The sequence below is a fragment of the Cohnella rhizosphaerae genome, from assembly GCF_029525575.1.
Classification (GTDB): Bacteria; Bacillota; Bacilli; order Paenibacillales; family Paenibacillaceae; genus Cohnella; species Cohnella rhizosphaerae.
Map to the genome: position 1 here is coordinate 222,888 of NZ_JAPDIA010000009.1, position 23,248 is coordinate 246,135.

General features: G+C 53.5%; 20 protein-coding genes and 6 pseudogenes. 15 read left to right on the forward strand and 11 right to left on the reverse strand.

All coding sequences use genetic code 11. The features are described from left to right. The first annotated feature begins 37 nt into the window (after positions 1-37). The 4 genes and pseudogenes from OMP40_RS35325 to OMP40_RS35340 all read left to right on the forward strand — a co-directional run bounded on the left by OMP40_RS35325 (position 38) and on the right by OMP40_RS35340 (position 1,885). Positions 38-406 (forward strand): iron chaperone, encoded by a 369-nt coding sequence (locus OMP40_RS35325; protein ID WP_277538526.1) that lies wholly within the window; start codon positions 38-40, stop codon positions 404-406. Between the two features lie 114 nt (positions 407-520). Then, positions 521-869: pseudogene (locus OMP40_RS35330) on the forward strand (VOC family protein). A 185-nt stretch (positions 870-1,054) separates the two neighbouring features. Beyond that, positions 1,055-1,549 carry an acetyltransferase gene (locus OMP40_RS35335; RefSeq protein WP_277538528.1) on the forward strand — a complete coding sequence of 165 codons (495 nt, stop codon included), beginning with the start codon at positions 1,055-1,057 and terminating at the stop codon, positions 1,547-1,549. After that, positions 1,546-1,885, forward strand: a pseudogene (locus tag OMP40_RS35340) (VOC family protein). Before OMP40_RS35335 ends, OMP40_RS35340 begins: the two are co-directional and overlap by 4 nt. Here the strand turns inward: OMP40_RS35340 and OMP40_RS35345 are convergent. Further along, the gene (locus OMP40_RS35345; protein WP_277538531.1) at positions 1,886-2,215 is read right to left on the reverse strand and encodes a YnfA family protein; all 330 of its coding nucleotides are present in this window, start codon (positions 2,213-2,215) and stop codon (positions 1,886-1,888) included. Positions 2,216-2,444: 229 nt separating this feature from the next. Here OMP40_RS35345 and OMP40_RS35350 point away from each other — a divergent pair, with 229 nt between their 5' ends. The 6 genes and pseudogenes from OMP40_RS35350 to OMP40_RS35375 all read left to right on the forward strand — a co-directional run bounded on the left by OMP40_RS35350 (position 2,445) and on the right by OMP40_RS35375 (position 7,558). Next, a complete protein-coding gene (locus OMP40_RS35350; RefSeq protein WP_277538532.1) occupies positions 2,445-3,269 on the forward strand; it encodes an aminoglycoside phosphotransferase family protein in 825 nt (274 codons plus the stop codon). A 632-nt stretch (positions 3,270-3,901) separates the two neighbouring features. After that, complete coding sequence (locus tag OMP40_RS35355; protein WP_277538534.1) at positions 3,902-4,465, forward strand: chloramphenicol phosphotransferase CPT family protein; 564 nt, start codon at positions 3,902-3,904, stop codon at positions 4,463-4,465. Positions 4,466-4,589: 124 nt separating this feature from the next. Then, the gene (locus OMP40_RS35360) at positions 4,590-4,952 is read left to right on the forward strand and encodes a hypothetical protein (protein WP_277538536.1); all 363 of its coding nucleotides are present in this window, start codon (positions 4,590-4,592) and stop codon (positions 4,950-4,952) included. 154 nt (positions 4,953-5,106) lie between these two features. Further along, positions 5,107-6,022: pseudogene (locus OMP40_RS35365) on the forward strand (phosphotransferase). 544 nt (positions 6,023-6,566) lie between these two features. After that, the gene (locus OMP40_RS35370; RefSeq protein ID WP_277538538.1) at positions 6,567-6,932 is read left to right on the forward strand and encodes a hypothetical protein; all 366 of its coding nucleotides are present in this window, start codon (positions 6,567-6,569) and stop codon (positions 6,930-6,932) included. 205 nt (positions 6,933-7,137) lie between these two features. Continuing rightward, a pseudogene (locus tag OMP40_RS35375) lies at positions 7,138-7,558 on the forward strand (GNAT family N-acetyltransferase). Between the two features lie 19 nt (positions 7,559-7,577). Here the strand turns inward: OMP40_RS35375 and OMP40_RS35380 are convergent. The 3 genes and pseudogenes from OMP40_RS35380 to OMP40_RS35390 form a co-directional block, all read right to left on the reverse strand. Then, positions 7,578-8,471: an alpha/beta fold hydrolase gene (locus OMP40_RS35380; protein ID WP_277538540.1), complete on the reverse strand. Its 894-nt coding sequence runs from the start codon at positions 8,469-8,471 to the stop codon at positions 7,578-7,580. A gap of 2 nt (positions 8,472-8,473) precedes the next feature. Next, positions 8,474-9,086, reverse strand: a pseudogene (locus OMP40_RS35385) (DUF2239 family protein). Positions 9,087-9,141: 55 nt separating this feature from the next. Then, the gene (locus tag OMP40_RS35390) at positions 9,142-10,032 is read right to left on the reverse strand and encodes a LysR family transcriptional regulator (RefSeq protein ID WP_277538542.1); all 891 of its coding nucleotides are present in this window, start codon (positions 10,030-10,032) and stop codon (positions 9,142-9,144) included. A 109-nt stretch (positions 10,033-10,141) separates the two neighbouring features. Between OMP40_RS35390 and OMP40_RS40865 the strand changes: the two genes are divergently transcribed. The 3 genes from OMP40_RS40865 to OMP40_RS40875 are packed head-to-tail and all read left to right on the forward strand — an operon-like array spanning position 10,142 to position 11,317. After that, positions 10,142-10,435 (forward strand): hypothetical protein, encoded by a 294-nt coding sequence (locus OMP40_RS40865; RefSeq protein WP_338131362.1) that lies wholly within the window; start codon positions 10,142-10,144, stop codon positions 10,433-10,435. Then, positions 10,435-11,091 (forward strand): MFS transporter, encoded by a 657-nt coding sequence (locus OMP40_RS40870; RefSeq protein WP_338131363.1) that lies wholly within the window; start codon positions 10,435-10,437, stop codon positions 11,089-11,091. Before OMP40_RS40865 ends, OMP40_RS40870 begins: the two co-directional genes overlap by 1 nt. 40 nt (positions 11,092-11,131) lie before the next feature. After that, entirely contained in the window at positions 11,132-11,317 is a 186-nt protein-coding gene (locus OMP40_RS40875; protein WP_338131364.1) for a hypothetical protein, read from the forward strand. Positions 11,318-11,416: 99 nt separating this feature from the next. Here the strand turns inward: OMP40_RS40875 and OMP40_RS35400 are convergent, their stop codons facing one another. Further along, the gene (locus OMP40_RS35400; RefSeq protein WP_277538544.1) at positions 11,417-12,367 is read right to left on the reverse strand and encodes an aldo/keto reductase; all 951 of its coding nucleotides are present in this window, start codon (positions 12,365-12,367) and stop codon (positions 11,417-11,419) included. Between the two features lie 110 nt (positions 12,368-12,477). Further along, positions 12,478-13,293: a helix-turn-helix domain-containing protein gene (locus tag OMP40_RS35405; protein ID WP_277538547.1), complete on the reverse strand. Its 816-nt coding sequence runs from the start codon at positions 13,291-13,293 to the stop codon at positions 12,478-12,480. 336 nt (positions 13,294-13,629) lie between these two features. Between OMP40_RS35405 and OMP40_RS35410 the strand changes: the two genes are divergently transcribed. Both OMP40_RS35410 and OMP40_RS35415 read left to right on the forward strand, forming a co-directional pair. Further along, positions 13,630-14,214 carry a YdeI/OmpD-associated family protein gene (locus OMP40_RS35410; RefSeq protein WP_277538549.1) on the forward strand — a complete coding sequence of 195 codons (585 nt, stop codon included), beginning with the start codon at positions 13,630-13,632 and terminating at the stop codon, positions 14,212-14,214. A gap of 169 nt (positions 14,215-14,383) precedes the next feature. Continuing rightward, a pseudogene (locus OMP40_RS35415) lies at positions 14,384-15,264 on the forward strand (PhzF family phenazine biosynthesis isomerase). Positions 15,265-15,750: 486 nt separating this feature from the next. Here OMP40_RS35415 and OMP40_RS35420 read toward each other — a convergent pair. The 5 genes from OMP40_RS35420 to OMP40_RS35435 form a co-directional block, all read right to left on the reverse strand. Next, positions 15,751-16,557, reverse strand: a complete 807-nt coding sequence (locus OMP40_RS35420; protein WP_277538551.1) for a hypothetical protein — start codon at positions 16,555-16,557, stop codon at positions 15,751-15,753. Positions 16,558-16,685: 128 nt separating this feature from the next. Next, complete coding sequence (locus OMP40_RS42775) at positions 16,686-16,736, reverse strand: SEC-C metal-binding domain-containing protein (protein ID WP_420872131.1); 51 nt, start codon at positions 16,734-16,736, stop codon at positions 16,686-16,688. A gap of 473 nt (positions 16,737-17,209) precedes the next feature. Then, complete coding sequence (locus OMP40_RS35425) at positions 17,210-19,471, reverse strand: ATP-binding protein (RefSeq protein ID WP_338131398.1); 2,262 nt, start codon at positions 19,469-19,471, stop codon at positions 17,210-17,212. Beyond that, positions 19,371-20,591 carry a hypothetical protein gene (locus OMP40_RS35430; RefSeq protein WP_277538553.1) on the reverse strand — a complete coding sequence of 407 codons (1,221 nt, stop codon included), beginning with the start codon at positions 20,589-20,591 and terminating at the stop codon, positions 19,371-19,373. Before OMP40_RS35430 ends, OMP40_RS35425 begins: the two co-directional genes overlap by 101 nt. A gap of 138 nt (positions 20,592-20,729) precedes the next feature. Further along, positions 20,730-21,335 (reverse strand): response regulator transcription factor, encoded by a 606-nt coding sequence (locus tag OMP40_RS35435; RefSeq protein WP_338131365.1) that lies wholly within the window; start codon positions 21,333-21,335, stop codon positions 20,730-20,732. Positions 21,336-23,248: the final 1,913 nt, after the last annotated feature.

Consider the following 23,248-nt stretch of genomic DNA (forward strand, 5'->3'; position numbering starts at 1 on the left):
ATGAGAGAGTCTGCAGAATTTGCGGGGGAGGGATCGTATGAACGTATTCGCAAAATTCCTGGATCCTATTGAAAACCCGGAGCATCAAGCGCGTATGGAAGAGGTATTATCTTGGGTGACGAGGAAATTCCCGAATTTGTCTCCTGCGCTGAAGTGGAATCAGCCTATGTTTACGGATCATGGTACATTTATCATCGGGTTTAGCGTATCCAAGAAACATATGGCCGTTTCCCCGGAGCAAGCGGGGATGGTACGTTTCTCCGAGGAGATCTCAAAGGCCGGGTATGAGCGAACGAAAGAGATCGTGCGTATCCCCTGGGCTCGTCCGGTTGAATACGCATTACTTGAAAAGATGATTGAGTTTAATATAGCGGACAAGGCAACATGCACCACTTTTTGGCGGTGAAGAACAGGGGCATCTTCATCGGGAACTCAAGGGATTGGAGGGGGTTGTCCCTTCCATCTCGAATATCAAAGCAAACGGATATCCAAAAATAGGCTGCGTGGAGGAGCGATTGCCGTGATCAAAGGCTTTGGAGGCGTGTTCTGGAGAACCAACCAGCTTGAGGCGACTAAAAAAGTGGTATAGCGAAGTGCTGAAGATCGAGATCGGCGATTGGAACGGGACGATCATCCAGCCGCAGGAAGGCAACCAAACGATCTTTTCGTTTTTTGCCGGGGACGACGGCTACTTTCCGCCCGAGCAGCAAGCGATGTTGAATTTCCAGGTACATGACCTGGACGAGATGCTGCGGCACCTCGACCGGATCGGCGTACCGCTTGCCAAAGCCAAAGAGGTCGGCGATTACGGAAAGTTCGCCTGGATCAAGGATCCCGAAGGCCGGCTGGTCGAGCTTTGGGAAAAGTGATGAACGGGTATGAGGGAGCAGATTGTCGACGCGACAGCTGCTCTTTCTTTATGAAGCGGCTTAAAGAAACGAATGTTCCTGTGGTAAAATGAACGGACCTGGAAAAACGGAGGGGATCGCGTGATGTTCGAATCTCAGGACGATATCGATGCGCGCCATTCGAAAAAAGCGAGGGAAGACAGACAATGAACTGGCAGTTGGCGCAGGCCGATCAGCACGAGCACGAAGCGCTCGTTGATATCTGGGAGCGTGCGGTGCGGGCTACCCATCGTTTTCTCGCGGAATCGGACATTCGATTCTATCATCGTATCGTGCGAGACGAAGCGCTCGGGGCGGTCGAGCTGTGGGTCGCGCGCGACGCGCATGGCGCCCCGGTCGGCTTCATGGGCCTTGACGGCGAACGTATCGAGATGCTGTTCGTCGATCCCGATTATCATGGGCGGGGAATCGGCAGCGAGCTGATCCGACACGCGGAGCGCATGAAGGGCCCGGGTCTGCAGGTCGACGTGAACGAGCAGAACGAAGGCGCGTTTTCCTTTTACAGCCGATACGGATTCGTTCAGACCGGACGATCGGAAACGGACGGCTCGGGCAAGCCTTTTCCGCTTGCTTCATATGAAGCTTCGAAGTTAGGCCAAGAGATAAGCCAACTGCGATTTGCGAGGAGCGTGCAAATGTGAAGTTAAACCATCTCAATCTAACCGTTACCGATGTGAAGGCAACTGCGGATTTTTTTGGCCCGATATTTTAATATGCGAATCGGGCACACCCGCGGCAATGCCATGGCCTTCCTGTTCGACGACAGCGGCTTCATGCTTGCGCTGATGAAGGGCAAGGAAGTCGCTTATCCCGACAACTTCCATATCGGCTTCATTCAACCAAGCGAAGAACGGGTAAACGAGATCAACCAACGGATGCGCGAGGACGGGGTCGAGGTGGATCAACCGAAGCGGACCCACTCATGGACGTTCTACGTCAAAGCGCCGGGCGGATTCCTGATCGAGGTGCTGCATTGATCAGCCGCTTCTCGGCGCCCACAGCATGACCGATACGCCCACGAGACAGATGGCGGCCCCGATCCAATCGTACAGATCGGGCGCCTTTTTATCGATGAGCCATCCCCATAGTACGGCAAGCGCGACAAATACGCCGCCATAAGCGGCGTATACGCGTCCGAACGAGGGGAAGCTTTGAAGTGTCGGAATGATCCCGTATACGATTAGAATGAGGCTGCCGACGATGCCATACCACAGCGGCCTCGATTCCCTCAGCCACAACCACACCATGTAACCGCCTCCGATCTCGGCCAATCCGGCAATCGCGAATAGTAGAATGGCGAAAAGCAAAAGAAAAATCCCCTTTCTGACAAATGTCCGCGTGAAACAAGTTTAACATGACCGCAGGGAAGAAGCCTCGAGGATTATGATCTCTGGCCAATCCTTTTATACGATAAACCATATACGCTCGCAGAAAGGAGCTACAACGCCGATGATCGTCATTCCCGATACTTTTAGGAAAAGGATGCAAGAGCTCCACGGGGAGGAAGGATCCGCTTGGACGGAGGCGTTGCCCGGGTTGGTTCGCGACTTCGCGCAGCGCTTCGACTTTGTGCCGGAAGAGCCGTTTACCAACTTATCCTACAACTTCCTGCTTCGCGGTAAGCGCAGCGACGGAGAACCGGTCGTCCTTAAAGCGTCCTTCATGAAAGAAGAACTGTCCAGGGAAATCAAGACGCTCCGGGCCTACGAAGGGCGGGGAACCGTCCGCGTGCTGGAAGAAAACGAAGAATGGGGCGTGGCGCTGCTTGAACGCGTAGAACCGGGTACGCCGTTATCGGCGATCGAGGACGATGCGGCTGCGACCGAGATTTTTTGCGAAGTATTGAACGGCCTTCATCTCTCGGCTCCGACCGGTGCGGGGTACCACGCCATGAAGCGGCACTTCGCGGGCATCGAGCGATATCGCGAGAGACAAAGCGGGGGAGAGCTCGAAGCTCCGCTGCCGGAGAGTTGGCTGGAAAATGCGGAAGAATGCCTGGCCTACCTTATCGCGACGACGAGCGAGGACGTCCTGCTGCACGGCGATCTGCATCATGAGAACATCCTGCTCCGCGGCGAATCGCAATGGGCGGTCATCGATCCGAAAGGCGTCGTCGGCGATATCCATTTCGAAACGATCCAATACCTGCTTAACTACGAAGATCGAGGCGGCGACCGCGATCAAGTGTTGCAAAACAGAATCGCGATCATGGCCGATCGTCTTGGGCTGGACCCGCGCCGGATCGCGATGTGGGGCGTCGCGCGAGGCGTGCTCGAAGCGTGTTGGACGATAGAAGACGGGGGGAACCGACTGGCAGCGTGGGATCGGCATATCGGAGCGCTTTGCGAAATATTTAAATAAGATCGTTTAAAACAGTCAGGGGGGCTGCGGCAATGGTAGCTTTTCTTTTTTAGCTCCATTTATCTCGTGCCGATATTGAGCTTCGTTTTTATCGTGACTTTATTAAAGGCGATTGAGAAGATCGTTCATAAAAGGCGCTACGGCGCAGTGATGTTTTGGTGCGGCATTTTTTTTTGCTTTAGATATGTGGACGATTAGCGTGTCAGCGTCTTTATCGTCTTTGAACTGATCATTGGATGGATGGAATGCGCGACTTGTCGGTCAGGAGGGGATTAATACGAAAACAAGACTGGCATTGGCATGTGTAATTGTATGCGTGTTGGAAGAGATGAGGAGATAAACATGGGAGACAGAATTACTCTTGCACTGTTCATCGCATTAATACTAATGGTCCCAGGGATATTCTCAATAATAAAACCTGAAATGATGTACAAGTCTTCAGCTACATTCGTATATCCAAAAAGTCCATCAAAAGCTACAATCAAAAGATTTATTATAAGCGGATATGTTAGTGTTTGCTTAGGGATCGTATTAGTAATAGTTGCATTGCTTGGAGGGTTCAAAGGGACGTAGTCAGTGTTACGCTAACGGGAGTTAACATAGAGTCGCCAACGGGATGAGGGGAATGTACAGTGCCGCCAGGGACAGTTATATTTTTAAATGGAACTTCAAGTTCGGGGAAAACCAGTATTTCCTTAGAATTACAACGAACTTTAAACGAACCATACTTACACATATCGGTAGATAAATTTTTGTATATGCTGCCAGAGGATTATCTTAATGGAAGTAAACCAGCGGAAATATCAAAAGATGCGATGTTGAACGTTATTAAGGGTTTTCATCAGGCACTTCCTGCACTAGTTGCTGCTGGGAATAACCTAATTGTCGACCATGTACTCGAAGAAAGACAGTGGTTAGATGAATGCGTTACGTTGTTAGCAGATTACAAAGTGATGTTTGTTTCAGTAAATTGTTCGTTAGAAGAACTTCAACGAAGAGAAAGGGAAAGAGGAGATCGGAATATTGGTCTTGCAAATTATCAGTTTAATCTGGTTCATGCCCATGGCATTTACGACTTAGAAATAAATACTGAATTCAATAGTACTTATGAATGTGCACAGCAAATCAAACAGTATTTGCATAATAACTTCGATTTATATGCTTTCAAAGTACTAAAACAAAAATTAAGTAATTGAACTATCGGAGAACGTTAGTTCAATGACATGAAGGCAGCCGCAATGAGAACAATCGGCTGCCTTCTCCACGCGAACGGGCGAGATTGATTAACAAAAGCGGGTAGGCAAGAAAGTAGGCGGGACATTGAAACTAAAAGGAACCATCACTGAACAAGGATACAGAAAGGAATTACAAGCATCGAAAAATCGCTTATTCAATGATGAATCCACGTGCAGGTTTCTAAGCATCATTAAAGAAAGCTTTCCAGCAATGAAAACAGCATACATTCTATATTGGATACCCGAACAAGGTGAAGATATTATCACATTCCTGGTGGATACACATTCCGTTATTACGATCGAGCTTGATCGTTTCGATCATCAAGTTGAGCCTATAATTGAGATATATCCTTTTGAATCGTTACTTAAAGGGTTTAGCAAAATGCACCAAATTAAAATTGCAGTGGCATTAGATTTGGCAACTAAAGATATGAACCAAGGGAAATGATGTTAAGCTAACGGTGAACGGTAGCATAACGAGCATCGCGGCAGCCGGTCAGACGATCGGTTGCCGTTTCCGTTTGAAGTAATGGACAGTTAGGCGTAACTTCCAGGGAATGTAAGCGTCTAAAAAAAGTAAGGAACGAGGAGGCAGATATTTCATGGGAGGAACGAATGTATGGGATGCGGAGTGGGAGGTTAACGAAGAGCAGGCGCGGATGCTGATCGGCAGACAATTCCCTCAGCTGTCATTGAAAGAAGTGAGGCGATTGGACTGGGGCTGGGACAATACGGTTTTTCTCATCGGTGACGAGTACGTGTTCCGGTTTCCTAGAAGAACGATTTCAGTTGGCTCGATTCGTATGGAAGGGGAAGCTGCTGCCGATGCTGGATGCATATATGACCATCCCCTATCCCAAACCGTTGTTTTATGGCGAAGCAAGTGACGAATACCCGGCACCATTTCTTGGCTATGACTATGTGCCGGGAGATTTTCCCATCGGGTTGGCGGAAGAACGCCGGGCTTTATCGGCAGAGACGCTGGCGAAATTTTTGCGGAGATTGCATGAGTTTCCGGTGCAGGCGGCGCTGAAGTGCGGAGTTCAGCAAGATCATCGAAGCCTGACGGACATCGCATCGCGCAAAGTGAAATTGGAGGGCTTTCTATCGAAGTTGGTTGAACACTTGTCGCCGGAGGAGTACGGTGTGATCGAAGCGTATATTAGCAGGCTGCAAACGGACCGTGTCGAGGCGGTGAATGCACTGCTACATGGCGATCTTCATTTCAAAAATATGCTTGTGAATGAGAAAGGGATCGTTTCCGGCATTATTGATTGGGGCGATCTGAGCATAGGCCATCCGGCTTGCGATTTGAGCGTTGCTTATAGCTTTTTACCACCATACGCGCGCGGCGTGTTTTTCGAAACTTACGGAGGAGCGGACGAGGAAACGAAGTTGCTGGCGCGGCTGATCGCGGTATACATCCCCGTACTGATCTTGATGCAAGCGGTCGATGACAGGAATGAAGAGATTGCGGCAGAGGCGAAATCCAACATCATGCGGGCACTGTCGGATTAAGCACATTATGTCGTTGCAGCTATGGGCTATAGTTGCGCTGACGGAGAACGAGCGTTCGATCAGACACAAGGGCAGGGGGTGGTTACACTGTATTACAACATTACTAAACAATACATGCCCAAGTCATTTTCATCCGACACACCAGACAGTGTTTTTATGTCCATAATTGCAAAAAGAGTGATATATCCTATTTTTGGTTTTGTGTTAACGATTATTGGTTATACGTTTTTGAAATTCGTTCGTGAAAATGAAGAACAAACGCAGTTGCTTAGGGAAGAGCTAAGTCGGTTAACAAAAGTGGTTGAACAAATACAGAAGAAGCCATAACTTATTTGGTAAGGGAAATTATGAACGCTGAAGGCAGTGAAGCGTTATAAGCCCATTCAGCTTGAGACCGGGTCGGACGAGTAAGCTTGGTTAAAGGGAGGCTGTACGAACTAGGAATGATATTTCGATTTAGCGAAAAAGGGGGGAAGTTCACATCGCTACCTACTTCAATATTTCAATGCCTGTTATCGATTTTCTTATGCAGAGCCAGCATGCAATGATGAGCCATGGCGTTAAACTGTACGCCGAAATATTTGTTAATGCCGAAGGCGACCGTCAATATTCAACTTTCGAAAGTAAAGAAATGGAATTATTCGCGGACTATTTCACAAATACGGCGTATAACTCATTTTTCTTTTCCTGCTATCCCGTACAAGCCACAACGCAAATCAAAGAATTCGGATATTTTTATGATGAACCGGATTCCTATTCGATCGAAGTTAAAGGCGGCAGAGAAACCGATAAAAGTCGAGAACTCATTCAAATGCGTATGATATCCAAGCAACCGGATAAACAGATCCAATCTTTTTATCGAACTTTACAAAAAAGACTTAAAGAAGATCTCGGGCTTGCAGAAACATGATCAAAAGAAATATTTTTATTTGCCGACGGAAAAGTTTATCATACCTGCAAATGCACAATCAAAGAACACGAGGGATCATTGGGAAGACTTTTGTCTTTTAAACCTAAAGACGACTTGATATTTCGTAAGCGCTGGTATTGCAGCGTGTACTTGAATTCCTAAGGCATTTGGATGCCCGAGCGTGGCAGCGCAAGAGGAGATAATGATGATCATCAGGGAAGCAAGTATGACAGACTATCCGCAACTGAGGCAAATTTATCTGGACGCCCGACGTGAAAGCTTCCATTGGGCCGATGCTGATGAGATGGCGCTTGATGATTTTGACCGGGATACATCGGAAGAGCAAATTGTTCTGGCGGAGGAGAACGCCCAAGTTCTCGGATTCGCCTCCTTGTATGTGCCTGACCGCTTTATTCACAATTTGTTTGTCCACCCGACTGCTTCCGGCAAAGGTGTCGGCGATCTGCTGCTCAAACGCGCTGTGGCCGAGCTTGGAACGCCAGTCACCTTAAAATGCGTCTCCGAGAATCATAAAGCGCTCCGTTTCTATAAAAAAGCGGGGCTGGAAAGCCGTCGTAGAGGAAGGAGCGCCTGGCGCGAGATATTGGGTTCTTGTTTATGAATGAATCAGGAAGAACCGCTAGATCAAGACTGCGGACGCGCCGTTCGCTCAATGGCATCGGAAATGACCGGGTACAGTTGATGCGGAATGTCGTGTCCCATGCCGTCAACGAGCATGAACTCGGCGCCTGGAATGGCAGAAGCGGTGTCCTCGCCGCACGCCGGGACGAATAACGGATCGTCCGCACCATGAATGACAAGAGCCGGTGCTTTGATGGTCGCCAGCCGTGGACGACGATCGCCGGAGACCGCGATCGCAGCGATTTGTCGTCCGACACTGCCTGGATCGTAGGCGCGCTGGACTTCCTCCAGAACAAGGGCCCGATAAGCGTCCTCTTCGAACGGATAACCCGTGCCGGCGATGCGTTTGGCAAAAGTGAGGCTGTGTTCCAAAAAGCCTGCTTCATCTTCAAAGGGGTTCGGCGCCGGCGTCGTCATCATCGCCATGACATCGGGAGCAGCTTGCGGAAGGGCGGGATTGCCGGAGCTCGACATGATGGAGGTGAGCGATAGAACCCGTTCAGGGTAATCGCTTGCTGCAAGCTGGGCGATCATGCCCCCCATTGACCTGCCAACGATATGTGCCCGGTCGATGGAAAGGGCGTCGAGCAGCCCGATCGCGTCGTTTGCCATGTCATCGAGCGTGTAGGGGATATCCGGTCGCTGTCCCGACATGAGCGCTGTCGCCAATGCGGCAAAATCCATCGTCGGGTAATGGCTAAAATGCGTTGAGCAGCCTACGTCGCGATTGTCAAAGCGGATCACCCGGAACCCCCGCGCCGCCAATCCTTCGCAAAACGGAACCGTCCAGCGGATCATCTGGGTTCCAAGCCCGGCGATCAGGAGGATAGCCTCGTCAGTTTCTTGACCGAAATGGTCATAGGCCAGCTCAACGCCGTTCACTTTCACAATGTTCATGGTTATGTTCTCCTCCCTGGGAAGGCATGGGCGGATAATTTCTTGATATGGTCTCGGATATCAGGCGCCCAATCTTCGATAAAGCGATTAAAACGATCCCCATCACCGGCATACAATGCGCGCAAAGCTTCTTCGTAATGAAGGAAGTCCCCGGCCATCGCCGTCATAAAGTTATAGGTTGCTTCTTGTGACTCCCGGATGGTACTCCGCTGTTCTCCTGCACGGCGAGCTTCATCAATCAGTTTTCGTAACGTTACCGACGCTCCGCCAGGTTGGCTCTTGAGCCATTCCCATTGCCGAGGCAATAACGTAACTTCGCCGGATACAACACCCAGCTTGGGGCGGCCGACCCGCCGTGTCGTCTGGGGATTCAATTCCGTATCGGATGCGCCGCTAAATTGTTCCTTTAATCGTTGAAGCACATCATCTATCTTTCCACGAAAATCGACATCGATCGGCTTCCCCCGTGGAATCGTCGAATATAAGCAGCTGTGTGCATTCTCTATCGCTCAGAGCAGCCTTCACTGTCGTGACGACGTGCTGCAACGAACCGCTGGCGACGATCCCCTCGCCCGAAAATGCCGTGCAGGTTAAGTGCGTGAGGGCATCATTCATGTTGTTTCTCCTTTCTGCTCATTTGAATTATACCCGGGTAAAAATAAAAAATCAATTAGCGCATTTTGGATTGAAAAAATTCGATGAGCCTTTCCGATAATTTCTGCTGGGCCTTGCTGATAAATCGGTCTGCATAGTACGTCAGTTCCAGGTGGCGAATGGGCGCAGGCTCGGAGATGGGGATGGATACGATATCTGGCCAATCCGAATGTTGTTGAAGCAAGTCTCTCGGTTGTATAGTGACGCCAACGCCGGCGGAAACTAATTGCAGCAATGACGAGGCCGAGTCCACCTCCATGACAGTCGGCAATTCAAAGCCTTGTTTTCTGCATGCTTCATCCACCAAATCCCGACCCAAATAGCCCTTCGGGTACATCACAAGCGAATGCTGATTGAGCTCCTCCAGAGCGATCTCATCCCGCTTGGCCAGCTCACTTGCCATATGGACAAACAAGTAGTAGGGCTCGCTTCCGAGAGGGACTTGAACCAGTCTTTTATCGACTGGACTACGAAGTCCAATGCCTAAATCGACTTTATGATTAAGTACTTCATCCCTTACAAAGATCGTCGAGAAAACTTGAAGCTGGGTGTCGGGATATTGGGTCTTGAATTCGACGAAGAGCGGAACTAACCGGAAATCCAGATCCGATGGCAATACCGCCAGCCGCACGGTGCCACGTTTCTCGGATATAAGTTCTTTAATCGCATTTTTCGCATCCGTTTCGGCTTGCAGCATTTTGATACCGTATTGATGCAGCAGCTTGCCTGCCTCTGTCACGATCACTTTTTTGCCGATGCGATCGAAGAGCGGGATACCGAAATCTGCTTCAAGCAGGCGAATCTGCTGGCTTAACGTAGGCTGAGAAATGCCGAGCGCCTCGGCGGCTTTTGTAAAATGAAGATGCTCAAATACAGCCATGAAATACGTTATATTTCGAGTATCCACGTTTTCACCTTCTTTTCGATAGTTTTTTACTATCATAATAATATGATTTATTGTATTGATCAATGATTGTCGGAAGTCTATACTCATCCTTACTTAGCAGCAGGGGGGGATGAGCAGCGATGAAAAAATGGTTGTATTTATTCGCTTTATGTATGGCTGCCCTGAATTTGCGGCCCATCATTACATCGGCGGCCGTTTTGCTCGGTACGATCCAATCCCAGCTGGGGATGAACGCTTTGACGGCGAGTCTTCTTACCACATTGCCCGTTTTGTGCATGGGGATATTTTCTCCGGTCGCGACGGTGATAAGCCATCGAATCGGACTGGAACGTACCGTCTTTTTCTCGCTCCTTCTCATTACTTTAGCTACGGTACTGCGGGGGAAGCGACAGTTCTGTCCTGATGCTGCTCGTTACTGCTTTGGCAGGAGGAATCGGCATCAGCTTGGCCGGACCGATGCTGTCCAGTTTTATTAAAAAGTATTTCCCGGAGAGACCTGACATCGTCAGCGTTTATTCGATATCGATGACGGTAGGCGCCGCTTTGGCTTCGGGCTTCACGATTCCGATATACACGCACAGCGGACATAACTTGCTGTTCGCCTTGTCCAGCTGGGCTATTCCAGGTTTGCTCGCGCTTATGGCTTGGCTTGCCTTGGTTCGACGCAAGCCTCATCCATCGAACGCAACCACGCGTCAGAGACTCCCGATCGCGAACAAAAAGGCGATTCAGTTGACCGTTTTTTTCGGTTTAATGGCCAGCATGTTTTACTCGATTACAGCATGGATTTCGCCGATCGCCCGCAGCTTCGGATACAGCCCGGCAAGTTCCGCGATGTTTCTTACTATTTTCACCATGATCCAGATTCCGATTGCATGGATTGTTCCGCATGTCGTTAAACGTTCCGGAAAACCCAAATTGCTGCTTGTCTTATGCAGCTTGTCGGAGTTTATAGGCGTGGGCATGCTGCTGCTGCAGTTACCGATGCTTCCGGCCGTCCTTTTTCTCAGGGATTGGGGCCGGCGGATTGTTCCCTCTGGCGCTGATGCTCCCGATTAGCGAGACCAAGACAGCGGAGGAAGCCGGGACCTGGTCGGCCATGTCGCAGATGGGCGGTTATGTGATGGGGGCTTGCGGTCCGCTTTTGATGGGCTGGATCTATGATCAGAGCGGGAGTTTCAAATCTTCGATTTTCGCGATGCTCCTTATCGTTATGGCGATGATCGCCGTGCAGGTATGGATGACCGTGGGCAATAAAGAAGCAGAAGGACAGGTGCGTCGGTGAAGATCCCGCTGTATTGCAGGTGAATCCTTCCTAACTAAGAACAGCCTGCCGACGTGATCGGCAGGCTGCTCGACTAACGGGCAGGATTGCTCAACAGATTTAATGCATCGGCTTTTCCCATTCCCCTTTGATTACGATTCCTGTATCTTTGGCCGCTGCCTCAAGATCATGGATTTCCTGTGCGGTCAGCACGATTTCGGCGGCTTTTGCAGCATCGGCAATTTGGACGGTTCTCGTAACGCCGATGATCGGAACGGTTCCTTTCGCAATGGCCCAAGCGATTGCAACTTGCGCAGAAGTCGCATGATGCTTGTCGCCGATTTCCTTCATCACATGGATCAAGTCTTCCAGCCTCGCAAGCACGTCTTCATTAAACGCCTCACCTCTCCTGGTGCCGCCTGGGAGAGGATTTTTAACATTGTATTTGTCGGTTAATGCGCCTTGCTCCAACACCATGTAGGAGAAAAACACGATGTTGTTTTCGTTGCAGTAATCAATAATTCCGGCTTCTTCGGACGAACGGTACAGCAAGCTGTAATGATTCTGTACGGCAGAGATTCGAAGCCCTTCTTCTGCCAGAATACTTTGCGCGAGTTTGATTTCCTCCAGATTGTGGTTGGAGACGCCTGCATATTTTACTTTTCCGCTTTTCATGAGCGGGATCAGCGCTGGCGTCCATCTCTTTACATCCAGCGGATTGTGGATCCAGTAGATATCCATATGGTCTGCGCCGAGCCGCTCCAGGCTGCTGTTCAAGCTGTCTTCAACAGGCCCGCCAATTCGTGGATTAAATTTCGTTGAGAGCAGCACATCGTCGCGGCCTTTTGAAAGCTCGCCCAGAATACTTTCGGAGGCTCCCATTCCGTACACAGGCGCAGTATCCCATAAGTAGAGCCCGGCCTGCATCGCCGCATCAAAAACCGGTTTTAATTGTGCCGCGGAAAGATCATTCCCGAAAATAGCATCCCCGCCGCCTTGACCGGTCCCCCATGACCAGGTACCAAGCGCGATCGAAGGAATCCATTCATTTTGCAATTTCACCTTTTTCATTTGTTTCAACGCCCTTCTATATTGAATACCTGCGGCGTTTACCGCATGAGTTCAGGATATCAAGGAGACGAATGAAGTTCTTTGCCTACAAGCTCATCCTTTTTGTTTATTTAGCTCATTTTGTTTCTAAACGCCGACGGCGGGAGTCCGAATCTTTCCTTGAATACTTTGGAAAAGTGGGCGATATTTTCGAATCCGGTCGAAAAACAGATATCCGTCACAGTAAACGCCGTATTCGCGAGCAGTTCCTTGGCTTTATCCAGCCTCCGATTGCGAACCCATTTGAGCGGCGTGGTGTTGTATACGGCTTGAAAATCCCTTTTGAACGTCGCTACGCTTCTGCCGGACAAATAGGCCAGGTCGTTCAGGGAAACGGGATTCAAGAAGTTCTCCTCCATGACCTTTGCGATGCTGCCTCTGTCCTTGCTTAGGGGTTGCACCATTTGATACAAAAAACGATCATTCGAATCTGCAATGTGAAACAGCAATTCCATCAGCTTTACGCGGACCAGACCTTCTTTGACTTCATCCGGATTGTTGAAATACGGTTTTAACGACTCGATATAGCTTCCAATGCGGTCATTGATCGGGAAGACGGTGATCGGAACGACATCATTCACGAGATAAATGGGTTTAAGACCGGCAAAAGTGAGGAATTCATCTACGATCTTCTCGTTCAGGAAAAACATCATATAGTCGAGGATGTAATCGGAATCGGGTTCGCCCGTTTTCTCGTATTCGACGCCAATGGATTTATGAATAAGCATCATTTCGTTGCTTCGCATCGTATAGGTCTGATCGCCGAAGCGAACGGTATAGACGCCCGATTTGACGATGAGCAGCAGATGATCCTGAAGAAAAAAGGCTCCTTTTATGCCTTGCGTGTAAAAACAAAATTCGATGACGGACATTCCATCCAGCTTCAAGCTCCCTTTTTTTATGCGGAGACTTTACCAGTTCATGCGGTGCCTTGACCATTTTGCTTGATCGAATCGCCATGGACGTCCCCGCTTTACTTATGCCTGCGACTGCTCTATTTTCCACTTCATGTTCACCCTTTCGGTTATGCCATTCCCGATGTTTCTTAACAAGCGATTCCCCGCTTATCCTTTTAGTATAGCTGGAAACAGGTGCAAAATACTTTGCTGAAAAGCTCAAATGATTTGTTCATTTAGCTCGTGCAAGTTCTATTGCGAAAGCTTGTTTCACTGACTGTATCTGTCAACTATATTGAAGTACACTACAAGCAGGAGGCGATTCAAGTGATCGATAAGTCGAAGGAATTACCGGTTATGTTATTTGGCGAGCAGCGATCTCTCGAGAATTGGCTTGAGAACAATCATGACACTTCGCCGGGAATCCGGCTGCAAATATCGAAAAAAAATTCCGGTGTGATGACCGTATCCTACGATGAGGCACTTGAAAGCGCATTGTGCTACGGCTGGGTTGACAGCCAGAAGGAAAAGTTTGATGAAAAACTGTGGATACAGCGATTTACGCCGCGTAAGGCGAAAAGCATCTGGTCGAAAGTAAATAAAGACAAAGCGGAGATTCTTATTACGAATGGAAGAATGAAGCCTTCGGGGTTCAAAGCGATTGAAGCTGCCAAAAACAATGGAGAGTGGGATAAGGCCTACGAATCGCAAAGCATCGCTTCAATGCCTGAGGATTTCGCAATTGAACTTGAGCGTAATGTCCAAGCGAAGGCGTTCTATGATACGTTAAATAACCAAAATAAATTTGCAATTCTTTTCAGAATCCATAATGTCAAGAAGCCGGAAACCCGGGCGAAAAAAATTCAACAGTTTGTCGCGATGCTTGAAAAAGGCGAAAAAATATACCCCTGAAGCAGGAGAAGAGAGATGGCCTTTGGCGTTCGGATCTCCCTGTCCCGGGGGATCAACGTTTGTTCGCAGTCGGTGAGGCTTGTGAAGCGCCAAATAAAAAAAGGGAACGATGCGTAACTGATCCGGAAGACTATCGCTTAATGAAGACGCAAAGAGAGACGGTGGTCATGTGCAACCTGTAAAAGTCTATCACTATGACGCATTCAGCAATATTCCGAATAAGGGAAATCCGGCAGGCGTCGTCTTTAACGGCGAAAATCTCTCGGAGGAGCAAATGCGGGAGATTGCGGAGCGCGTCGGGTTTAATGAAACGGCATTCCCGATGACTTCGGATCGGGCGGATCTTAGAATCCGCTTTTTTTACGCCCGGACATGAAATAAATCTTTGCGGGCACGCGACGATGGCCACTTTGTATGCACTAAAAACAAAAGGCCTGCTGGGCGACAAATCGGAGCTTACAATCGAAACGAAGGCCGGCGTATTGCCGATTCGGTTTACTTCGGACAGCGAGCTTTTTTATCACGATGAGACAAGCTGTTCCCCAGTTTCAAGCGTTCAATGGCTCCATTAGAAACCTGGCTCATTCGATGGGCATTGAAGAGGACGATATCGAAACACGACTGCCAACGCTGTACGGCAGCACAGGCACGTGGACATTGCTGGTTCCCATTAAAGGCCTGGATGCTTTCAAACGCATGCGTCCGCATAATAAGCAATTTCCGGAGGTGCTGGTAGAGATGCCGAGATCCTCGATCCACCCGTTTTGTCTGGAGACTTACGATCCCGGTGCGCATATGCATGCGCGTCACTTTTCATCGCCTTTTTCCGGTACGATCGAAGATCCGGTGACGGGTACGGCCTCCGGCGTCATGGGAGCTTATTATGCCAGGTACATAAACAACGCGTCCGCCCCATTGAAGCTTGTAATCGAACAAGGACAGGAGATCGGCCGGGATGGCAGGGTGAGCGTATCGGTATCCGAGGGCGGCCATGAGATAGAGGTTACCGGGAACGCGGTATATGTAAACGAGTTTGAGGTGACTATTTAGTCGTTACAGGAAAGATACCGGACTCAGATGACGCTATTTCGTGCAAAACGGTGCAATTGCGATCGTTTCGGACTGGAGAGCCGTTATTCCCCAGATCCAGGCTAAAAAAAGGTCTCCAATTCCGCAATAAAGGCTCCTGGGTCCGCGAGCGGTCCGCAAAGCGCGTCAGGAACAAAAATAAGGGTTCCTCAGTCCGTTCGCTGCGCGCCATTGCGCACTCAAAGGCCACAGGCGGCTTTTTCGGCTAAAGCGCGTGTTAAAAAGTTTAATCTCTTGCTGAACCTTTTTCACCGCGCGAGCGAATCCGACGAGAAGGTTAGACATGAGGAGAAGCTGACCCAAGAAGAACGGCGACAGTTTAAGGAGCTAGCCTCCAGACTAGCCCCGTATTTTGAGAAAATAAACGGAAAGAAGGAACCGTGAGCGAATGCCGGGTTGAGTCGATCGATCTCCAAATGGCCTTAGAGAACGCAACGATGCGCGCTCTTATAGCTGGGCCAGCCCGGCCATTCGATTCTCCAGCTCTTTGAGGTCGAACAGATTGTCCGGATTTCCTTGACACCGTTCCAGCCCAAGGCTGTAGATCGATGCTGCTTTGGCGCGGTCGCTTTTCCTGTACAGATCTCCCCACTGAATATACGCCCATACGGCGTCCGGGAGGTCGGCCGTAATGTTTTCAAACGTCAGATCTGATTGGGCGAAATCCCCCATCAGCCCGTACGATTCGCCGATTTCGATACGCAAGTTCAGCAGTTGGTCGGGCTCGATGTCGGTAAATAGCTCCTGCTGCTCGCGGCAGAGCGCGATTCTTTCCTCCAGCAGCGCCTTCCGTTGCTCGACCTCCAGCGCGACTGACGCATTGCGTAGCGTCAGCGAATATTCGTCTAACACCCATGCAAAGTCGATAAACGTCGGGAATCGCGCATAGAGATTGTCCCAGGCACGAATGCCCAGCGGGAGGATAAAATGCGTCTTCAATCGATCCCAGACGGTGCGCAGAAGTGCCAGACGTTCTTCATCCTGTTGCGGCGAGCCGTAATCGCTTAGACGTTCGACCATGTCTTCCAGCTTGTCGAAGCTAAGCACATCCGGCGCCCAGCGCCTGCTGAGCTCTTTGGCCGCGAGCGTCGGGAACATCGCCTCTTCGCGAACCGAAGGCGAGCCGCTTTGCTCCAGCCACAGCTGTGCCACCCGATCTGAATGCATAAACGTCTGAAGATCTCGTAGGAAAATCTCCCGATCTACAGGAATACCCATTCGTTTCAACCGTTTTAAGATGTCTTCGTCCGACATGCGCTTTGCAGCATCCGGCTGCGGTCGGTTTTTTTGGATCGAGCGTTTTCGTCAATGCTTTTGCCAAGCTTGCCATACTGGGCGCGGCGGCCGGCACTGGCTTGTCATATTTGGGCGTACAGCATTTTTTATATTTTTTTGCCGCTGCCGCAAGGGCAGGGATCGTTCCGACCGGGCATACGTCAGCCTTCCCCTTTCGTGCATGAAATTCATTTTTTTCCGAGCGAGAGTCTCGTTTATTTTAACATATTCGGGGGCGCAGTCTGGAATCGAACGGACAGATAGATTCGCAATTTTGGACGGTTACATTAAGGACAAGCGCGGCAAGCTTGACTGTTCGATCTCGGATGCCGAGGTATTTGCGTTCTGGACGGACTTCCAGCGGCCGATAGGCACCTACCTGTACGGGCGCGGAATGTACGCGAATCGATGGTGTACTGGGAGACGGCGGACATCTAAACCAGCCCGTCCGGCGCCGATCAACCGGACGTCATGCGGGACTTCGCGCACATTTGGCGAACTGCCGAGAAGATCGTGTTCTCCCGGACGCTTCAGATGCGGAGTCATGCAGCTTCGCTATCGCGTGATCGGCTGACCGGAGACGACAATTAAACGAGACAGCGGCGATCGTCCCCGGATTCGTACATTCCGTCTAATGCTTCGCCGGAAGCGGAATCTCGATGGCAAGCAGGCAGCCGACGCCGCCGTTCGCGGAGACGGCGAACGTACCGCCGTGACGCTCGACCCGCTCCTTCATCGCGGTCAGGCCGAAGCCGAACGGGCCGGTCTCGTACGGTCGTCCGTCGCTCGCCAGGCGGAAGCGGAGCTGCGAATCCGCAATGCCCAATCGGAAGTTGAACGTTCGGCTTCCGCCATGCCGAATGCCGTTCGTCAGCCCCTCCTGCAGCGCCCGGTACAGCGTCGCGCCGAGCGCTTCGTCCAGCGCGGGCAGCGGCTCGATCGTGTATTCGACGGCAATGCCGGTCAGCTCTCCCGTCCGTCGAAGCAGACTGTGCAGCGCAGGGAGCAGCGCTTCCTGCTCGTCCGCCGTCTTCAGCAACCGCACCGTGCGACGGATCTCGTCGAGCCCTTCGCGCACCGATTCGCGGGCGGCATCCAGCTTGCCCACAGCCCGCTGTGGGTCGCCTTCGAACAGCAGCTTCGCCGCTTCGATCTGGATCATGGCGGCCGTCAGCGTGTGGCCGACCTGGTCGTGCATGTCGTGCGCGATCCGGTTGCGCTCTTCCAGCACGGACACCTCCGCGAGCGCATGCGCCGTCTCGTGCACGGAATCGATCAACTGCCGATTGGCGCGCTCCAGCTCGGCCGTTCGCTCCTGCACGAGACGCTCGAGCGAGCCGGTCAGCCGCGACAGCTGTAAGTGTACGCGCACGCGGGCGAGCAGGTCGTCGGAGACGACGGGCTTGACCAGATAATCGTTCGCGCCGGCATCGAACCCGGCCGCGATGTCCGCCGGACTGCCGGTGGCGGTCAGCAGCAGGATCGGCAGCGCGCCGGCATCGTAGGACAGGCGAAGCGTTCGGCACAGGTCGTAGCCGTTCATGATCGGCATCATGACGTCGGCGATGACCAGATCGGGCTTGCCGTTCGCGGCGATCCAGACCAGCGCCTCCCGGCCGTCTGCCGCGGCAACGCTTCGCATCCCTTGAAGCGACAGCAGATTGGTCAGCACCTGGCGGTTAATCCCATCGTCGTCGACGATCAGCGCCACGGCTGAAGCGAGATTAGCGCTCGGCGTTTCCGTGGACCGGGCAGCAGAAGCCGCAGAAGTCGCAGAAGCCGCAGAAGTATCAGAAGTATCAGAAGTATCAGAAGTCGCAGCCAAAGCAGGCTCAAGCGGTTCGTCGGCAATCGCGCCAAGCTTCGATTCCGGTTCGGCGACAGATGCCGCGACTGGTATCGCCGTATCGGCCTCGAACGTCGCTGCTGCTTCCGCTTCCGGCAACGCCTCCACGGCCCCCGCCGCCTTCTTCGCTTCCGGCAACATCTCCACTGATTCCGCCGCCTTCCCCGCTTCCGACAACGCCTCCGCTGCCGCCGCGGCCTCCACCGCAACCGCATCCGCTGTCGCCGCATCGGCCGCCTCGCCGCGCGCCGCGATCGGCAGCGTGAACGTGAACACGCTGCCCTTGCCGGGCTCGGACACGCAGGATAGCGTGCCCCCGTGGAGCTCGACGAGCTTCCGCGCCAGCGGCAGGCCAAGACCTGCGCCCCGCAAGCTGGCCTCGCCCTGCTCGAACGGCTCGAACAGCCGCGGCAGCTCCCGCGGATCGATGCCCGCGCCCGTATCGGCGACCGCGACGTGCAGCGCGTCTCCGACCGGCTTGGCCGTCACGCGAACGACGCCGGCATCGGTATACTTGATCGCGTTGCCCATAAGGTTGAACAGCACCTGCTGAACGCGGTTCTCGTCGGCGAAGACGAGCGGCGCATCGTCGGCGATGTCGACGACGACGCGCAGCCCCTTGTCCCGGGCGAGCGGCGCCACGAGCGCGGCGACGACGCCGGTCAGCGGCGCCAGAGCAACCGGCTCGCGGCGCAGCCGCAGATCGCCGTGCTTCAGCTTGGAGATGTCGAGAATGTCGTCGACCATGTGCGCGAGCCGCTTGCCGCTGACGGCGATCATCTGCAGCTGGTCGCCAACCTTCTCGCCGACCGGGCCGGCCGCGCCGCGCGCGAGCGTGTCGGCGATGCCGATGATGCCGTTCAGCGGCGTGCGAAGCTCGTGCGACGTGTTCGCGAGAAAGTCGTCCTTCAGCTTGTCGAGCTCCGTCAGCCGGACGCTCTTGCGTTCAAGCTCCTCGGCGTGCCGCTCGACCTGGGCGTACACCGCCCGCACCCGTTCCCGAAGCACCATCCCCATGCAGAACAGCAGCACGAAAAAGGCGTGCATGAACCGGCTTTGCTCGAAAATCAACCGATCCAGCCATACCCACCAGATGCCGACGGCCGACAGGAAATAGACGGCCAGCACGGGCCCGAGCGCGGAGAAGCCGGCCAGGTACCAGAGCGCTTCCGGGCTTCGCCGACGGCGGTAGTGGGCGACGGAATGCGCCAGCACGATCGCGATGACCGGCAGCATAAGCGCAAAAAACACCGTGTTTATCGCCGGATAGGCAGCGGGATAAAGCCAGGCGGCGCCGATCGAGGCGGCGAAGAAAGGCGGCATGGCCTGCCATAGCCGGCGTACGATTTTCCGATAGCCCGGACCGAATACGGATTCGTAGAAAAGCAGAAAGCACATGACGCCAAGCGGCACGATCGCGTTCATGTAGTAGGGATACAGATACGTGTCCGCGAACAGCTGCAGGAGGGGGGAACGCCCGTCCGACGCACAGCGACGAGATGTAGAGGGCGAACAAGGCGAAGTAGAGATAGCTCCGGTCCCGGCGGGAAAAGAAAAAAACGAGCGCTCCGACGCCAATCAGCGCGGAGACGAAGCCGAGCGCGATCAAATAGGCGTAATCTCCGAACAACGCGGCAAGCTGATCGGCATAGCTGCGAATATAAACGCCGCCTACGCCTGCGAATTCGTTGTCCTTGTATACGCGTATGTATAAGGTGCGATCGGCGGACGCGTCGAGCGGCAGCTGCGCGCGGCCCAGGCTGGAGCCCGGCACGAAGCGGCGCTCGTGCGGCTCCCGCATGCCGCGTTCCAGAATGACGGAGCCGCCGAGGTAAACCTCGTAATGCAGCAGTCCTTGAACGAACAAATACGGGTCGCGCCACCGGTTGTCCGGCAGCGCCAGCGCATACCAGAAGTAGCCGGTCGTCTTGCGCCCGCGGAGTTCCTGCCAGATGTCCGACGCGCTGCGCCAAGGCGCCGCATCAAGCCGGTCGTTCGGCAGGTCGCCGGCATAGGCGCGAAGCTGCTGCTGCGCGCCGACCGGATAAACGTCCGCGTACGAAGGCGTGACGCGCTGGTCGAGGATCGCGAACGGCACGAGGGGAACGATCGTGATCGCCAGCACGATCAGCATGACGATATACGGTTTGGTTTTCGACAACAACATGGAATTCTCCATTCCGGCTCGCGGATATACGAACGCGCCCAACCACCATCATCGCCGCTTCTTTCGTCGCGTGACCAGTGACGGCGGTCATCGATTCGGTCATGGTCCGTCTGTCCGCCGCCGCCGTTCTATTCCGGGTTAATCCTCGCCGCCGCCCGTCGGCTCCGCTTCCCGCATCAGGCCCTGCAGCAGCAGGAGCGCCTTGGCGCGATCGTTCGTGCCGATTTTCTGATAAATGACGCTGACGTAGTTCTTCACCGTGCCTTCGCTCATGAACAGATATTCGGCCATCTCCCGGTTGCTCCGGCCCTCCAGCATGAGGAGGATCACCTTCTTCTCGCGGTCGGTGAACCGGATCATCTCCTGGCGCAGCCGGTTCGGATCGAGCACGTCGGCAGGCGCCTTCGTCAGGAAGGCGAGCCGCGACGCAAGCTTCGCGGCGACGGAGGCGGGCAGCATGAGCTGGCCCTTGACCGCGTCGCGGATCGACTCGACGATCTTGAGCGCGGGCAGGTCCTTCAGCATATAGCCGCAGGCGCCGTTCGCCAGGGCATCGACGATATAGTCGTCTTCGGCGAAGGTGGTCAAGATCAGCACGGCCGTCTCGGGATGCTCCCGCTTGATCGTCTTGGTGCTCTCGATACCGTCCCGCAGCGGCATGCGAATGTCCATCAGCACAAGGTCGGGACGCAGCTCGCGGACGAGCGCGCATGCCTGCTCGCCGTCTTCGGCGGCGCCGACCACTTGCATATCTTTTTTGCAGGTCGATGATCGTCTGCAGGCCGTCCCGCATCAGCGTCTGATCGTCGGCGATGACTACGCGAATCATTAGGAAAGAACAACCTCCGCCTCCACGTTCGATGTTCCTATTATACCGCTGCGCGTGCTAGAACGGAGACATTTTGACAAATTTCGTCATCATGACGCCGGTCACTGGTCATTCGCGCTTCTTGCCTTAACAATTAAGCATGGCGGAATAGAAAGCCGGAAGGGGAGAATCGGCATTTCAGGTGATCGGCGTTTAATTCGTGCGGAGGGGAAAACAAAGATGAATCGCAAGAGAATCGTGCTGCCGGGCGCCATTGCGCGCCGCTTCATGCGCGGAGCCGTCCGATCGGCAGCGGCAGGCGGCCGTTTTATTCGCGGCTGGCGTCTGGGAATCGCGCTTGCGGCCGTCGCCTGGATCGCCGTGGCGGCGTTCGCGTCGGCCGCGCAGGCGGACGAGCAGACCAAGCTGACGGCGGTCGCCGTGCAGATGACGGCAAGCGACAAAGGCGTCGTCTACCAATCGTACGCGAATCGCTACGTGGTAGGACCGAACGGCTGGCTGGAATGGAAGATTACCGTAAAAGAAAAGCTGGCAGGCTTCACCGAAGGCGCCTTATACGTTTTCGATAAAGACAGCGCCCTGAACTGGTGGGAACGCAGTCGAGCGGTCATCAAGAGACAGGAAGGCGACCATACGCTTGTGTTCCGTTTCGAGCCGGGACTTTCCGATCCAAGCGGACCGCTCACGCTCGATCGCAAGCTGGCGCTCGACGGCCAATACGGGTCGATCAAGTACTACGCGCTTAATCCGGACAACGGACAGACGGTCCTCAAGTCGACGACCGTCATCGACCTGTCGGGCATCTCCGGCATGGCCGCCGCCCAGTTCAAGCGCGAGTACCCGACGCTGACGATCACGCCGAATCCGGCCGATCTTCAGCGCGGCGGCCAGCCGCCAAGCGGCTTGTCCGTCGACCGGATCATCGTCGACGTGAAGGACGCCGTGCTCGATCCGCAAGACTTCGAGTTCAAGTACAGGCTGAGCGCCGGCATGTACAGCAAGTCGGTCGACTGGACGACGATGGCGGAGCGCAACTACATTCCGGTACCGCCGGAAGCGCGCGGCAAGGCGGCGGATTTGGACATCGAGGTGAGAGACAGCGGCGGCAATTGGAGGCCCTACACGCTCTTTTATCCCGGCCCCGGCGGGTTCGTCGAATCCCGGGTCACGATGAATCCCTTCTATATAATCGGCGGGGGCTCCGGCGATGCGGGAGGCCGATACCTTCAAATGCTGGCCGATGGCGGCGTCGATCCGGCGATGCGCGCGGACGTCCTGCGCACGGCGGTCGCGGATTTCAAATTTTTGCGGCAAACGTACGAGATGCCGAAAAACGCGTATACCTGGCTCGCCGCGTTTGTGTACAGCACGGGGCAGAAGTCGGTGAACGGCTACAAGGGCTATGCCGACGTCGATCTGACTGCGAGCGGCTACTTGTGGAGTACCAGTTCCAAGCTGCCGGTGGACAACCTGCCGGTCAAGCCTTTCTCCGACACCTACCAGGCTGTCGAGACCAACCCGCTGAACGGGCGCCAATACGAAGGCTACTGGGCGGTCCTGCCCAACGGGGACACGTCCGCGCTTGGCGAAGGGGCGCACTATCTGTACGTCAAAACCGTCGACGCCGTCACGGGCGGCTTCATGTGGCAGCAGGTGTACTATGATGCCGACCGTTTTCTGACCGATAAAAACGCGACCAACCCCGTGCCGGTCAAGCTGATCAAGGATACGACGCCGCTCACGATCGACTTTGCGGACCAGCCGCTCGCCCGCGGCGATTATGTCGTCGAAGCCCATGTCGCCGACAATACGGGCCTTGGCGCCGTGC

What these genes read in the sequence shown, in the direction of transcription:
- OMP40_RS40865 (WP_338131362.1), top strand. Translation starts at nt 10,142, where the DNA reads ATGAGCAGCGATGAAAAAATGGTTGTATTTATTCGCTTTATGTATGGC.
- OMP40_RS35400 (WP_277538544.1), bottom strand. Translation starts at nt 12,367, where the DNA reads ATGAAAAAGGTGAAATTGCAAAATGAATGGATTCCTTCGATCGCGCTT.
- OMP40_RS35425 (WP_338131398.1), bottom strand. Translation starts at nt 19,471, where the DNA reads ATGCACGCCTTTTTCGTGCTGCTGTTCTGCATGGGGATGGTGCTTCGG.
- OMP40_RS35430 (WP_277538553.1), bottom strand. Translation starts at nt 20,591, where the DNA reads ATGTTGTTGTCGAAAACCAAACCGTATATCGTCATGCTGATCGTGCTG.
- OMP40_RS35420 (WP_277538551.1), bottom strand. Translation starts at nt 16,557, where the DNA reads ATGTCGGACGAAGACATCTTAAAACGGTTGAAACGAATGGGTATTCCT.
- OMP40_RS40870 (WP_338131363.1), top strand. Translation starts at nt 10,435, where the DNA reads ATGCTGCTCGTTACTGCTTTGGCAGGAGGAATCGGCATCAGCTTGGCC.
- OMP40_RS35370 (WP_277538538.1), top strand. Translation starts at nt 6,567, where the DNA reads ATGATGAGCCATGGCGTTAAACTGTACGCCGAAATATTTGTTAATGCC.
- OMP40_RS40875 (WP_338131364.1), top strand. Translation starts at nt 11,132, where the DNA reads ATGTCGCAGATGGGCGGTTATGTGATGGGGGCTTGCGGTCCGCTTTTG.
- OMP40_RS35325 (WP_277538526.1), top strand. Translation starts at nt 38, where the DNA reads ATGAACGTATTCGCAAAATTCCTGGATCCTATTGAAAACCCGGAGCAT.
- OMP40_RS35335 (WP_277538528.1), top strand. Translation starts at nt 1,055, where the DNA reads ATGAACTGGCAGTTGGCGCAGGCCGATCAGCACGAGCACGAAGCGCTC.
- OMP40_RS35380 (WP_277538540.1), bottom strand. Translation starts at nt 8,471, where the DNA reads ATGAACATTGTGAAAGTGAACGGCGTTGAGCTGGCCTATGACCATTTC.